The following is a 13424-nucleotide window of genomic DNA, read 5'->3' as shown; positions in this document are numbered from 1 at the left end:
GGGTGCCCTTCCAGCGGGAAGGGGTTGCCGAGGAGGGCGCGGAAGGCGGCCTCGCCCTGCTGGGGTGCCTCGGCTCCGTAGACGGAGGTGCTGGGCGTCTCCGGGTACGGCGTCCAGTAGCCGCGGTCGGCGGCGTGCTCCCCGGCCTGCTGGAGCAGGTCCGCGTGGCGGGCGTAGAAGTCGGTGAACATCGGGAACTCCTGGCCTTCGGTAGGTCAGTGGGCGCAGTCCGCCCCGGGGCGGAGGCACGGAAGGGCTGGGGTCACACGGAAGGGCTGGGTGTCAGGGACTGAGAGGCGGCGGGCTGAGGAGCGATGGGCAGGACTGAGGAGCGATGGCCGGGCTGAGGAGCGATGGGCAGGGCTGAGGAGCGATGGGCCGGGCTGAGGGTCTACGGGTGGGGTCGGCGGATCAGACGTCCGCGAGCAGGATCGCCGGGCGCTCCACGCAGTCGGCCACGAAGCGCAGGAAGCCACCGGCCACTCCGCCGTCGCAGACCCTGTGGTCGAAGCTGAAGGAGAGCTGTGTGACCTTGCGGACCGTCAACTGACCGTCCACGACCCAGGGTTTGTCGACAAGGCGGCCCACGCCGAGGAGGGCGGCCTCAGGGTGGTTGATGATCGGTGTGGATCCGTCGACGCCGAACACCCCGTAGTTGTTGAGGGTGAAGGTGCCTCCGGTCAGCGCGTGCGGCGGTAGGTTCCCGCCGCGCGCCAGTTCGGTCAACCGGGCGAGTTCGGCGGCCAGTTGGGCGGTCGTCATGAGGTGGGCGTCGCGGACGACCGGGACGACCAGCCCGCGTTCGGTCTGGGCGGCGAAGCCCAGGTGCACCTCGTCGTGGCGGAGGATCTCCCGGCGCTCGGTGTCGACCGTGGAGTTCAGGTCGGGGAAGCGGCGCAGTCCGGCGACACAGATGCGGGCGAACAGCGCCAGCAGGCCGATGCGGATGCCGGTTCCGGCGGACTCCAGCGCCTTCTTTGCCTCGAGCAGCCCGGTCGCGTCCACGTCGACCCAGGTGGTGGCGTCGGGGATCTCGGTCCGGCTGCGGGAGAGCTTGTCGGCGACGGCGCGGCGGATTCCGCGCAGGGGGATGCGCTCGGGGCCGGCCGCCGTGGTCGGCTCCTGCCGTGCGGGGGCGGGGGCCGCGGCCTTGTGGGCCGCGCTCGGGCTCGCGGTCTGCCCGGCCCGGGCGATGGCCTGCTCGACGTCCCTTCTGAGGACGACTCCCGCCGGGCCGGACGGTGACACGCCGGCGAGGTCGACGCCGTGGTCCCGGGCCATCCTCCGTACGAGGGGCGAGATCGCCCGGGGGGCGTGCGACGCGATGGCGGTGGCAGCCGCGGTGTCGGGTACGGCGTGCGAAGCGATGGCGGTGGCAGCCGCGGTGTCGGATGCGGCGTGCGAGGATACGTCGCCGCCCGCCGATACGGCGCCGCTGTCGCCCGCGCCCGATCGCTGCGCGGCACTGGCGCTCCCGGTGGCTCCGGCAGGCGCGGCGCTCGCGGACGGGCCCGCTGCCGCGGCGGCGCGCCGACGGCGGCGGCGCGAGGTCGCCGGGCCGTGGCCGGTGCCGTAGCCGATCAGCACATTGCCGGATCCGGCCTGTTCCTCCTCTCGGTAACGCTCGGCCGCCGCGTCGGCCGGCACCACCGGCTCCGGTGCGCCACCCGCCTCCTCGGGCCTGGGCCCGCAAACGGACCCGTCGGCCCCGGCGGGGGCGCCGGCCCCCACGGTGATCAGCGGCTCCCCCACCGCCAGCGCCGTGCCCGCCTCCGCGTGCAGCCGCAACACCGTGCCCGCGTACGGGACCGGCACCTCGACTGCGGCCTTGGCGGTCTCGACCTCGACCACGACCTGGTCGACGGTCACCGTGTCGCCGACCGCGACCTGCCACTCGACGATCTCCGCCTCGGCCAGCCCTTCGCCGAGGTCGGGCAGCCGGAACAGCTGCTCGTGACGCGTTGCCGTGGTCATGCGACCGCTCCCTTCAGCAGATGCCGGATGTCCGGTTCGTCGCCGAACTGGAGGCGGTCGACGGCGTCGAGGATCCGGTCGACGCCGGGCAGGTGCGCGTGCTCCAGCTTCGGCGGCGGATAAGGGATGTCGAAACCGGCCACTCGCAGGACGGGTGCGGCCAGCGAGTGGAAGCAGCGTTCCTGGACGCGTGCGGCGATCTCCGCTCCGACCCCGGCGAAGCCCTGGGCCTCCTGCACGACCAGACAGCGCCCGGTGCGCCGTACGGAAGCCGTCACCGTCTCGTCGTCGAAGGGGACGATCGTGCGCAGGTCGACGACCTCCAGCTCGATGCCCTCGGTCGCCGCGGCCTCGGCCGCGGCCAGCGCCACCGGAACCGACGGCCCGTACGCGACCACCGTGGCGTCACGGCCCTCGCGTCGTACGGCGGCCCGCCCGAACGGCAGTGCGCCGCGGCGCTCCAGGTCGGTGTCCTCGCGCGACCAGTAGAGCTTCTTCGGCTCAAGGAAGACGACCGGGTCGGGGTCCGCGATGGCGTCCCTCAGCAGCCAGTACGCGTCCTCGGCCGTCGCCGGGGTGACGACCTTCAGTCCGGGGGTGTGGGCGTAGTACGCCTCGCTGGAGTCGCAGTGGTGCTCGACTCCGCCGATGCCGCCCGCGTACGGGATGCGGATCACCATGGGCAGCGTGAGCCGTCCCCGGGTCCGGTTGCGCAGCTTGGCGACGTGGGAGGCGATCTGCTCGAACGCCGGGTAGGCGAAGGCGTCGAACTGCATCTCCACCACGGGCCGGAAGCCGCCCATCGCCATGCCGACGGCGAGCCCGACGATGCCGGCCTCGGCGAGCGGGGTGTCGAAACATCTCTCCTCGCCGAAGTCGCGGGTCAGTCCGTCGGTGATACGGAAGACGCCGCCGAGCGGGCCGACGTCCTCGCCGAAGACGAGCACGCGGTCGTCCTCACGCAGTGCGTCGCGCAGAGCGGTGTTGAGCGCCTGCGCCATGGTGACCTTGGCGGCCTTGGCTGCCGTGGTGGCCGTGGTGGCCTTGGTCTCGGCCATGGGTCAGTCCTCCTGAGTCAGGGCGGTCTCGGCGAGCTCGTCCGCCAACTGGGCGCGCTGCTCCAGCAGTTGCGGGGTGGGCTCCGCGTAGACGTGGTCGAAGAGCTCCATCGGGTCGGCGGTGGTGTCCGCGTTCATGCGGGTGCGCAGGTCCGCGGCCAGGGCTTCCGCCTCCTGCTGTGCCGTCGCCGCGTCGGCGTCGGTGAGGGCGCCACGGGCCCGCAGGTGTGCCTCCAGCCGGCTGAGGGGGTCCGCGGCGCCCCAGCGCTCGACTTCCTCGGCGTCGCGGTAGCGGGTCGCGTCGTCCGCGTTGGTGTGGGCGTCCATGCGGTAGGTGTGCGCCTCGACGAGGACGGGACCGTGCCCGGCGCGGGCGTGCGCGACGGCGTCGGTGAGCACCGAGAGCACGGCGACCAGGTCGTTGCCGTCGACCTGCTCGGAGCGCACCCCGTAGCCGATGCCCTTGTAGGCGAGAGCGGGCGCCGCGGTCTGCCGGGCCAGCGGCACGGAGATCGCGTACTTGTTGTTCTGGACGAAGAAGACGACCGGCGCGCGGAGGACGGCCGCGAAGTTCAGCGCCTCGTGGAAGTCGCCCTCGCTGGTGGCACCGTCGCCGATCAGGGCCATCGCCACGCCGTCCTCGCCCTTGCGGCGCTGCGCCTCCGCCATGCCGGTGGCGTGCAGCACCTGGGTGGCCAGCGGGGTGCACTGGGGGGCGACGCGGGTGGCGGCCGGGTCGTAGCCGCAGTGCCAGTCGCCGCGCAGCAGGGTGAGCACCTCGACCGGGTCGATGCCACGGGTGACCAGGGCGACGGAATCCCGGTAGGTCGGGAACAGCCAGTCGTCCGGGCGCAGTGCGAGCACAGCGCCGATCTGGCAGGCCTCCTGGCCCCGGCTGGACGGGTAGACGGCGAGCCGGCCCTGCTTGGTGAGCGCGGTGGCCTGGGTGTCGAAGCGGCGCCCCAGGACCATTCGCCGGTAAGCGTCGCGCAGGGCCTCCACCGAAGGCTCGCGGTAGCCGGCCGGGGGCTTGGCCACAGGGGTGCCGTCCTCGGCCACGAACCGCACCGGCGTGAGGGACGGCAGCAGCCCCTGGACCGTCTGTCGGAGGCTCTTCACGGACATGGAGGGCGCTCGCTTTCTCTGGACGCTTGGCAGGAGAATCGTGGCGACGAGGAAATATGTGTTCAAGACTTCGCGCGGATCGCAGATGAACTGCCGAATCCCGACGGTCTGGAGAGCGATGTGTCCGAGACAGGCTCGTCGGCGGGGCCCGTGCGCGGACGAACTGCCGTCCCGCTCGACGACACCGACCGCCGGATCCTCTCCGCGACCCGGCCGGGCCCGGTTGCAAAGGACGCCCGCCCAGTCGGTCCGCACGGCGGCCGAACAGCTGCGCATCTCGCGCGCCATCGCCTGCACAGGCATCGGGCGCCAGTGCCTGCACGAGCATCGCGCGCCAATGCCTGCACACGCATCGGCAGGCTGCCGGCCGAGGGGTGATCACCGGCTTCACCGCGCGGCTGATCCCGAGCGGGCCGGCCTCGGCACGAGCGACTACGTCACGTCGAGCACCGAGCAGGCTGCCTGACGGGAATCTCGCGCGAGCTGCGCGAGGTCCCGTAATGACCGGGGTACGGCCGGCCTCGGCCACGCTGACCGGTGCCGGGCCGCCCGGACCGGCTGACGGGGCGCGGCCGGCCCTGACGGGCTGACCCGGCAGGGCCGGCCCGTCAGGCGCCGACGAGTTCCTCGGGGTCGCGCACGGGCGGGCGTACGGCAGTGGCGAGGCGGCCGCGCGAGCGCACCACCCGGAACCGTCCGGTGACGAAGTGCGCGCCCCCGCCCGGCGGTTCGGGCGCGGCCGAGGAGGGGTCGGCGGGGAGGTCGTCGGCGAGGTTCTCCACCAGGTGGACCCCGGCGTCCAGCGCCGCCGCCTCGGCGGCCGCCAGCACCAGCGGGTCGGTCGAGTGCACCGCGGCGAACAGCGCACCGTGGCGGCCGACCGTGCGGCGGAAGATCTCCAGGCTGTGCGAGGTCGAGTCGGTACCCACCAGGAAGGAGACCGGCCCGGGCCACTCCCGGGCGTAGACCCGCTCGTCCCGCGCCCCCAGCCGGACCACGAGCGGGCTGCGCAGGTCGGCGCCGGGATGGTCCGGATGGCGCAGCGCCCCGGAGGCGTGCACCACCGCGCCGTGTCGCGCGGCCCGCGTCAGCCCCGTGCGCACCTCGTCGTCGACGATCGCGCCCAGCAGCCTCGCCACGCGTGCCGGGTGCCCGAGCAGCCGGTCGACGGCTTCGCCGAGGTCGGCGCCGAGGTCCCGGAGGGTCTTGCGCCCCTCGTCGGTCGCGACGCCCGCCGTCGGCACCAGGATGTTCTGCGGTGTCGTACGGACCGTTCCGCTGCACAGGCACAAGGAGAGCGCGAGGCCGCGCACGAGGCCGCGGTAGTCCTCGGTGGAGTCGACGACCACGGTGTTCAGCCCGGTCCGGTGGGCGAACACGGAGGCCTGCCGGGCGTGTTGCTCCAGCCAGTCGGCGAACCGGGCCGGACCGGTGAAGTCGACGATGCGCACCGCCGGGTCCGTGGCCAGCCGCTGCCGCAGGGGGTCCCCGGGTGCCGCCACCGCCAGGGTGACGAGGTCGGGGTCGTGTCCGGCCTCCGCCAGCACCTGCCGCGCGACGCGCACGGTGATCGCCAGCGGCAGCACGGACCTGGGGTGCGGGGCCACGATCACCGGGTTGCCGGTCACCAGGCTCGCGAACAGGCCCGGCCAGCCGTTCCAGGTCGGATGGTCGGGGCAGCCGACGAGCAGCGACACACCGCGCGGCGCCAGGGCGCAGCTGCCCGCCATCGCCAGCGGTTCCTTGCGGCGACGCGGACTCTCCCAGTGCAGGTCCGCGGGAACGCGCTCCGACTCGGCGAACGCGCGGGCCACCACCTCCAGTGCGCGGTCCTGGGCGGGCGGCCCGGCGGCCCGGAACGCGGCCGTGAGGGACCGGCCCGTGGTGTGGTGCACCGCGAGCGCCAGCTCATGGCTGCGGGTGTTCAGCCGGCGCAGTATCTCCACCGCCACCCCGGCCCGCTGGTACGGCCCGGCGGCCCGCCAGCCGGCCATCGCCCGCCCGGCCGCCGCGACCAGCGCCGCGGGGTCGCTCCGCGGATAGCCGATGTCCATGGCGACGCCGTACGGCGAGGACTCGGTGCACACCCGGCCGAGTTCGCCGGGCTGGCCGAACTCGAAGGCGCGGCCCAGCAGCGAGCCGAACACCTTCTCCGCGGTCCGTGTCGACCTCATGCCCGCATCGGTGCCACCCCGCCCCGCGCGGCTGAACGGCGCGCAGCACTCACCGGCCGCCACGGCCCGTACCGCCTGCTGGAGCAGCTCGCGATGCCGCTCGTACGGCCCCACGCGCATGGCCGTCAGCCCCGCCAGCTCGCCGCGAGCGCGAGCAGGGCGTCGTTCTCCGCCCGCAGCCCGATCGTCACCCGGACGCCCTCGCCGACGAACGGGCGCACGACGACATCGCCGCCGAGGCAGTGCAGGGCGAAGTCCCCGCTGTCATCGGCGAGCGGCAGCCAGACGAAGTTGGCCTGGGAGTCGGGGACTTCGAAGCCGAGGGCGCGCAACCGCCGTGTCACCCGCTGCCGTTCGGCGACCGTGAGGGCGGCCCGCCGGACGACCTCCGCGTGCTCGTCGAGGGCGACCACCGCCGCCTCCTGGGCGAGCGCGCTGACGCTGAACGGGATCTGCGTCTTGCGGACGTGCGCGGCGATGCCGGGCGGGCCCACGCAGTAGCCGACCCGCAGCCCGGCCAGGCCGTACGCCTTGGAGAAGGTCCGCAGCACCACCACGTTCGGCCGGTCGCCGAGCAGGGCGAGGGCGTCGGGGACCAGCTCCGGGTCGGCGTACTCCCGGTACGCCTCGTCGACGACGATCAGTACGTCCTCCGGCACCCGGTCCGCGAAGTCGAGCAGCGCCTGCTCGCCGACCGCGGTGGAGGTGGGGTTGTTGGGGTTGCAGACGAAGACCAGCCGGGTCCGGTCACCGACCGCCTCGGCCATGGCATCGAGGTCCAGCCCGTGCGCTCGCAGGGGGACCTGCACCGCGGTACCGCCCGCCACCGCCGTGAGGATCGGGTACGCCTCGAAGGACCGCCAGCCGAAGACGACCTCGTCGCCGGGCCCGACGACCGAGTGCAGCAGCTGTGCGCAGACCTCCGAGGAACCGGCGCCCACCGCGATCCGCTCGGCGTCGACACCGTGGTGCTCGGCGATGGCCTGGACGAGTGCGGCGGCGCTCAGATCGGGATACCGGGACACCCCGCCGGCCAGCTCCACGAGCCTCACCGCGACACCGGGCAGCAGCCCGTACGGAGACTCGTTGCTGGCCAGTGCTGCCGCACCGGGCTGTTTACGGCCGGGGACGTAGGCGGGCAGCTGGGTCAGGGACGAACGGACGCGCACCATGCTCGACTCGCTTCTGCAGCGGCGGGGCCGGAAGTCGTGCCTCCGGGCACTTGACAGGAGCATCGTGGACAGCAAACGACAAACGTTCAACCAATCGGGAAATCAGGCGACAGACTGCGGATCCACCACACCCGTACCGGCAAATAGTCCCGCCGAGCCCCCGACGGAACCGCTCCCGCGAGACGGACGGCCCGGCCCCGCACGCGCGTGTTGATCACAAGTCGGCCACATGCCCCTTCCCGGTCCCCCGGCCGCCGCCGCGCTCCGCGAAGACTGCTCCACTCCGCGAGGCCGCCGGCGCCTCGCCCGTGCCGATCGAGGGAGACCATGTCCAGGATCCAGCCCGCCCACGGGTCGTTGACGTCACTGGCGGCGGCTCTGACGCTGCTGACAACCGGCTGCGCGGAAACGGCCGACGGCGCACGGGCCGCCGCCGACGACTGCCGGGCGGCCGGCGGCTGGTCGGCCGAGGAGCGGGCGGAGTGGCTGCGCCCGGCCGTGTCGTTCCCCGAGGAGGCGGCGGCCGAGGAATCGGCGGTGGTGATCGGTTCGCACACCGGCGCACCCCTGTGCGAACCGATCATGGTGCAGGTCCAGTTCTGGGAGGCCACCGCCACGAAGGCGGGGACGGACCTGAGGTCCGTCCTGCGCATCCGCCTGACCACCGACGGAAGCAGGCCCCGGACCATCGGCTTCCCCGCGGGCCTCTCCCTGGAGGATCGCGACGACTGCACCGGCCTCCTCATGGCGGCGTACCCGGGCGCACCCCTGGCACGGACCGAACTCCCCTCCGCCGGGGCCCGCTTGGCGCCTGACTCCACAACGGCGGACACAACATTCGGCACCACCCGGGTCGCCGCCCAGCGCCTCCTCCCGCCGACGACCGCGTGCAGCACACCCGAAGAGCCCACACCGAACCCATGGGGCAGCGACCATCCATGACCGGCCTGACCGACGACGGGCTTGCCCGACTGGCGTCCTGCTCCCACCACGCCACCCGCCTCACCGCGCTCTCAGCCACCCTCACCGGCCACCTGACGTCACATCGGCGTTACTCACATTCTCCATACTATGATTCACTTGAGTATGTTCAGAACGAGCAACTCGAAAGGTGAACCATGCCAGGGTTCGTAGGCCGCGAATCCGAGCTGGCCGCCCTGCAGCGCCACCTCGCCTGGGTGCGGGACGGCCGGGGCGACCAGCGCGGCAGGGCCCTGCTGCTCCGTGGCCGACGCCGGGTCGGAAAGTCACGTCTCGTGGACCTCTTCTGCGAGCGCGCGAACGTCCCGTACGCCGTCCATCAGGCCACCCGAGGAGAGGACGCCCACCGCGAGCGAGCCCGCTTCCTCGCCGGGCTGCGGCACTCGTCGCTGCCGGACACCACCCTCCTGGCCGGTGTCACGACCATCGCCGACTGGGACACCGCTCTGCGTCAACTCGCCGCAGTGCTCCCGGATGCCACCCCCAGCATCGTCGTCCTGGACGAGCTGCCCTGGATGCTCGAAGGCGACCCTGTTCTGGAGGGCACCCTGCAGACCGTGTGGGACCGGGTGCTGAGCCGCAAACCGGTCCTGCTCATCCTCATCGGCAGTGATCTGGCCATGATGGAGCAGCTCTCCGCCTACGGCCGCCCCTTTCATCAGCGAGGGGCCGAGATGGTCCTGGCACCCCTCTCCCCTGCCGAGGTCATGGCTATGACCGGGCTCCCGGCGGCGGACGCCTTCGACGCCCATCTGATCACCGGCGGTCTGCCGCTCATCTGTCAGGAGTGGCAGGAAGGTGAGCCCCGGGTCGACTTCCTCACCCGCGCACTCGACGACCCAACCTCCGCCCTTCTCGTCTCCGGCGAGCGGGTACTGGCTGCCGAGTTCCCAACCGCTTTGCAGGCCAGACACGTGCTGTCCGTGATCGGAAGCGGTGAGCGGACCTTCGGGACGATCGCCGCGAAAGCCGGGGCCGCCGACCGGCCACTCCCACCCGGCTCGCTCACCCCGGCTCTGCACACCCTCGCGGCCAAGCGGCTCGTCGCCGTGGACACTCCGCTGTCGACCCGGCCGGGTGACCGGGACCGCCGCTACCGCGTCGCCGATCCATACCTCCGGTTCTGGCTGGCCTTCCTGGAGCAAGGGATCCCGGAGATCGAGCGGGGGCGCGGCCGACTCGTGGTCGAGGCCGTCGAACGCGGTTGGACCTCCTGGCGCGGGCGGGCGATCGAACCCATCGTGAGGGAGTCGCTGGCCCGGCTGCTCCCCGACGACACATGGCCGAAAGTGCGGGAAGTGGGCGGCTGGTGGCCTCGTACGAACAATCCCGAGGTGGACCTGGTGGGGGCGGACCGGTCGCCCGCACGGGAGATCGGGTTCGTCGGCTCGATCAAGTGGCACGAGCGCGGCTCCTTCGACCGTCGTGCCCTGGCCGCGCTGGCCCGGGACGCCCTGGCGGTCCCCGGTGCAGACGAGGACACGCCGCTGATCGCGGTGTCACGTTCCGGGTTCACGGTGGACGGTCTGGCGGCGACGTACGGGCCCGAGCAACTGATGGCTGCCTGGGGTTCCGCCGTGTGAGCTCCCCTCCCGGTGCCATGTGCACCCGATACGATCTGTCGATCCCGTGGCCGCCGGGCATCCTCGGTCAGCAGATTCGGATCAGTGAGGTACGCACGGCCTCCGGCAGGTTTGCCTACCCGCGGCCCCTTGCCTGCCCGCCCGGCACGCCGTCGAAGTCGCGACCACGGTTCCGTGGAGCCTACTCGTGCGGGAACCACTCCTTTCGCCGCGGTCAGGTGACGGTTGAGGCCGGCCTCCACACCAGGGCAGTTCATTCAGCGCCGGACCCCGCCCGGCTGTCTGCTCCACCGTCACACCCTGCATGATGCCCGGTCAACGAACAGCCGGAGACCGCGTCAATGATCTCCGGCGGTAGTTCGGGGCCCGAGCGCCCGCAGCAGAGCCGCAGGAAACGGTCACCGGCAAGGTGGCGAGCATCGGGTGCGTGGGCGGCAACGCGGCGTCACAAAGACCGCTGTGCGCATCGCGTACGAGGCACTGCCACTCGCCGAGTGATTCAGGCGCCGCAATTTCCCGACAACGGACCGCATTTTCGCGACAGAGACCCGCCCAGGAAGTGCGTATCGTCTCTGCTGGCCACAGCAAGTGCACAGTTCCGGTCCGGAGTTCGCAAGCTCGCCTTCTCTCCTCTCACCCCCAGGAGCTGAAACGTGCCCAGAATCGCGAAGTCACTCAAAGCCATGAAGAGCGCCACCCGGCGCTCTTTGACGCTCGGCGGAGTCTTTCTCGGCGCCGTCGCCACGGCCATGCTGACTGCCACCCCCGCCGCCGCAGCAACCACGCATTACGGGGACGTCACCTGGTACAACCCAAGCGTCGGAATCGGGGCGTGCGGTCAGTGGCACGGTGACAACGAGCTGGTGGCGGCGGTCTCCCCGCAGGTGTACGGCAGCTACCCCAACCCCAACAACTCCCCCGTGTGCGGAAGAACGTTGTGGGTCTACGGCCCCAACAGCCTGGACGGCGTGGCCGTGAAGGTCGTCGACAGATGTGCGCGCTGCGCGGCGAACGACGTGGACCTCAGCCCAGCCGCGTTCAGCAGGCTCGCTGACCTCGGCGTCGGCAGGTTCAAGACGTACTGGATCGAGTACAACTGATCCGTTCCATCGGCAGGCCCGGCCCGGGTTTTCCCACGGGCCGGGCCAGTCCCGTTGTTCACCGGTGTCCGCGCCGCAGCCGCCGGTAGTCCGTGGGCGTATGACCGACGTGCCGGCGGAACACGGTGGTGAAGTGGCTGGCCGTACTGAACCCGCACAGTAGGCCGATCCTTCCCACCGGTTCGTCCCCCGACTCCAGTAATCGGCGCGCGGTCTCCATCCGCAGACCGGTGAGGAACTGATGAGGCGTCTGCCCGGTCGTCGCGGAGAACAGACGCAGGAAGTGGAACCGACTCAGCGCAACCTCCCGGGCCAGGTCGTCCAGGCCGATGCGGTCGGCGAGATGGGCCCGCATGTAGGCGGTGACTGTGTCCATCTGCCGTTGACCGAGGGCACGGGGCTCGGCCTGTCCTCTGTACGGGGGCGCGAGGAGGTGTGCCGCGAGGTACTCCGCGGCGGAGTCCGCGTAGAGTTGCCCCGCCCCGGCGTCGCGGGCCCGGACCAGCGCGACGGCCATCGAGGCGATCAGCGGATCGGGTTCCGGCAGCGTTTCCAGCAGCTGGAGGTCGATGGGCCGACCGCCGGGCTCCTCGTCGATGTGGCGCCCGAAGACCTCCGTGGGCAGGAGGATGTGCACCAGCTCCATCGGGCCCGGTCCGAGCAGTGCACAGCGCACCCTGACCCGGCGCCCGGGAGGAATCCGGCAGACGTCACCGGGCGCACACGACGCCGAGCGCCACCGGCCGTCACCGGTGTCTGCGACGAACCGAGCGGCACCCCGCGGATGCGCGACGATCAGGAACCCGTCCGAGGGCGGCCGCTCCCACTCGGTCACCTCCGTCCTCACCGTCTCCTGTGCCACGCTCAACCCCCGCCAGGGGCCCGGGCCCTTCTGCACGGGCGGCAGCGCCGACGGTTCGTGGCGGACAGTTGTCATCGAGCGCATCTCCTGAGATTGGGAACTCCCGCACGGCGACACCGGGCGCGCGCCGGGGCAACGGGCAACGGGCAACGGGCAACGGGCAACGGGCAACGGCACAGCCTCATCGACAGGCGGCGCCCGAGGCCCCGTTGTGTGGAGTTCGATCAACGGGCAGCACGAAGGTATGGGCTTGGCCGGAGGTCGAGTTGCCCATCCGCGCCAGAGAACATGCCCTACAAGGACGCCTCCTCGGCCCGAACCTGCTCGCCTCAACGCCCGTCTAGCAGCGAGGGAGGGACCACAGCATGGGAGGAGAACCGTCATGAGAGTCCTGCTGTCCGCGTCGGTGCACATCAAGGACCGGCCAGCCCTATGCACAGCGTGAAGGGCCATGGGCTGATGGACTTCTCTCATCCAGTCGATACGCCGCTCAGCGGCATCGTCACCACCCGCCTGCTCGGCCCCTTATGTGTCACCACCACCGAGGCCGGCCCACTGCAGGTCACCACGTCCGCACGCGTGATCGCCCACTTCACGGGGGACGACCACGTCAGTGTGCTGCTGCAGGACAGCGGCTCCGTGATCATCGACCGGAACGACCGGCAGACAGTGCTCCGGCCCGGGAGTCTCGCCTTCACCGACACCACCCGGCCGTACATGCTCAACTGCCTGGGGCGCTTCCGCACGCATGCTTTCCGCTTGCCGCCGCATTGGCTGGGGCTGCGCGAGGCCGACCTGCGGCGTATCGCCGAGACGCCCGTCCAACCCGATACCGAAACGGCCGCCCTGGTCATCCCGTTTCTCTTCCAGCTCGCCGACAATGCCGACAGCTACGGTCCACATCTCGGCCCCCTGCTCGCCCGCAACGCCGCAGATCTGCTGGCCACGCTCGCCGCCGAGCGGCTGGCACGCGAAACCCCCCAGACCGGCACCGACACCGCCGGCACCGTCCTACGGCTGCGTATCAAGGGCTACGTCGAGGATCACCTCACGGACCCGGACCTCACCCCCCAGACGATCGCCGCCGCGCACCACGTCTCCGTACGTCACGTACATCGGCTCTTCCAGCACGAAGGGACCACAGTGAGCCGCTGGGTCCAGCACCGCCGACTGGAAGCCTGCCGCCGTGCACTCAGCCGCCCCGCTCGCAACGCCCCGGCACTGACTGCCGTCGCACACCGCTTCGGCTTCACCAGTTACTCCCACTTCAGCCGGGCCTTCCGTGCCGCCTACGGCATGTCTCCCCGCGAGTGGCGGACCAACACCGAACTCCGCGACACCGGTTCCTGAGTGTTCGGTGCGTGCCGGAGTGGGGATCGTGACGCGGACGGAGTC

The 13424-nt window shown here is 71.7% G+C and carries 10 protein-coding genes; 4 read left to right on the top strand and 6 right to left on the bottom strand.

From position 1 onward, the window contains the following. Nucleotides 1-411: 411 nt before the first annotated feature. The 5 genes from EF387_RS14330 to hisC form a co-directional block, all read right to left on the bottom strand. Nucleotides 412-1974: a dihydrolipoamide acetyltransferase family protein gene (locus EF387_RS14330; RefSeq protein ID WP_128376900.1), complete on the bottom strand. Its 1563-nt coding sequence runs from the start codon at nucleotides 1972-1974 to the stop codon at nucleotides 412-414. Next, entirely contained in the window at nucleotides 1971-3032 is a 1062-nt protein-coding gene (locus EF387_RS14325) for an alpha-ketoacid dehydrogenase subunit beta (RefSeq protein ID WP_128376899.1), read from the bottom strand. Before EF387_RS14325 ends, EF387_RS14330 begins: the two co-directional genes overlap by 4 nt. 3 nt (nucleotides 3033-3035) lie before the next feature. After that, entirely contained in the window at nucleotides 3036-4157 is a 1122-nt protein-coding gene (gene pdhA, locus EF387_RS14320) for a pyruvate dehydrogenase (acetyl-transferring) E1 component subunit alpha (protein ID WP_128376898.1), read from the bottom strand. Between the two features lie 608 nt (nucleotides 4158-4765). After that, complete coding sequence (locus tag EF387_RS14310; protein WP_238431507.1) at nucleotides 4766-6451, bottom strand: aldehyde dehydrogenase family protein; 1686 nt, start codon at nucleotides 6449-6451, stop codon at nucleotides 4766-4768. Nucleotides 6452-6456: 5 nt separating this feature from the next. Next, complete coding sequence (gene hisC / locus EF387_RS14305) at nucleotides 6457-7503, bottom strand: histidinol-phosphate transaminase (protein ID WP_128376896.1); 1047 nt, start codon at nucleotides 7501-7503, stop codon at nucleotides 6457-6459. Nucleotides 7504-7830: 327 nt separating this feature from the next. On the opposite strand from hisC, the gene EF387_RS14300 reads away from it, so the two are divergent. From EF387_RS14300 to EF387_RS14290, 3 genes are all read left to right on the top strand, one after another. Then, entirely contained in the window at nucleotides 7831-8445 is a 615-nt protein-coding gene (locus EF387_RS14300; RefSeq protein WP_128376895.1) for a hypothetical protein, read from the top strand. Nucleotides 8446-8621: 176 nt separating this feature from the next. Continuing rightward, entirely contained in the window at nucleotides 8622-10067 is a 1446-nt protein-coding gene (locus tag EF387_RS14295) for an ATP-binding protein (RefSeq protein WP_128376894.1), read from the top strand. Between the two features lie 653 nt (nucleotides 10068-10720). Further along, nucleotides 10721-11167: an RlpA-like double-psi beta-barrel domain-containing protein gene (locus tag EF387_RS14290; protein ID WP_128376893.1), complete on the top strand. Its 447-nt coding sequence runs from the start codon at nucleotides 10721-10723 to the stop codon at nucleotides 11165-11167. Between the two features lie 58 nt (nucleotides 11168-11225). Here the strand turns inward: EF387_RS14290 and EF387_RS47105 are convergent, their stop codons facing one another. Beyond that, nucleotides 11226-12104, bottom strand: coding sequence for a helix-turn-helix domain-containing protein (locus EF387_RS47105; protein ID WP_162467137.1), 879 nt, complete (start codon nucleotides 12102-12104; stop codon nucleotides 11226-11228). A 357-nt stretch (nucleotides 12105-12461) separates the two neighbouring features. Here EF387_RS47105 and EF387_RS47100 point away from each other — a divergent pair, with 357 nt between their 5' ends. Continuing rightward, nucleotides 12462-13379, top strand: coding sequence for a helix-turn-helix domain-containing protein (locus EF387_RS47100; RefSeq protein ID WP_162467136.1), 918 nt, complete (start codon nucleotides 12462-12464; stop codon nucleotides 13377-13379). Nucleotides 13380-13424: the final 45 nt, after the last annotated feature.

Source organism: Streptomyces cavernae (assembly GCF_004023625.1).
Lineage (GTDB): Bacteria > Actinomycetota > Actinomycetes > Streptomycetales > Streptomycetaceae > Streptomyces > Streptomyces cavernae.
Note: the sequence above shows the minus strand (reverse complement) of the source record. Positions and strands in the feature narration are given on the sequence as shown.

What these genes read in the sequence shown, in the direction of transcription:
- EF387_RS47100 (WP_162467136.1), top strand. Translation starts at nt 12,462, where the DNA reads ATGCACAGCGTGAAGGGCCATGGGCTGATGGACTTCTCTCATCCAGTC.
- EF387_RS47105 (WP_162467137.1), bottom strand. Translation starts at nt 12,104, where the DNA reads ATGACAACTGTCCGCCACGAACCGTCGGCGCTGCCGCCCGTGCAGAAG.
- pdhA (WP_128376898.1), bottom strand. Translation starts at nt 4,157, where the DNA reads ATGTCCGTGAAGAGCCTCCGACAGACGGTCCAGGGGCTGCTGCCGTCC.
- EF387_RS14310 (WP_238431507.1), bottom strand. Translation starts at nt 6,451, where the DNA reads ATGCGCGTGGGGCCGTACGAGCGGCATCGCGAGCTGCTCCAGCAGGCG.
- EF387_RS14325 (WP_128376899.1), bottom strand. Translation starts at nt 3,032, where the DNA reads ATGGCCGAGACCAAGGCCACCACGGCCACCACGGCAGCCAAGGCCGCC.
- hisC (WP_128376896.1), bottom strand. Translation starts at nt 7,503, where the DNA reads ATGGTGCGCGTCCGTTCGTCCCTGACCCAGCTGCCCGCCTACGTCCCC.
- EF387_RS14295 (WP_128376894.1), top strand. Translation starts at nt 8,622, where the DNA reads ATGCCAGGGTTCGTAGGCCGCGAATCCGAGCTGGCCGCCCTGCAGCGC.
- EF387_RS14330 (WP_128376900.1), bottom strand. Translation starts at nt 1,974, where the DNA reads ATGACCACGGCAACGCGTCACGAGCAGCTGTTCCGGCTGCCCGACCTC.
- EF387_RS14300 (WP_128376895.1), top strand. Translation starts at nt 7,831, where the DNA reads ATGTCCAGGATCCAGCCCGCCCACGGGTCGTTGACGTCACTGGCGGCG.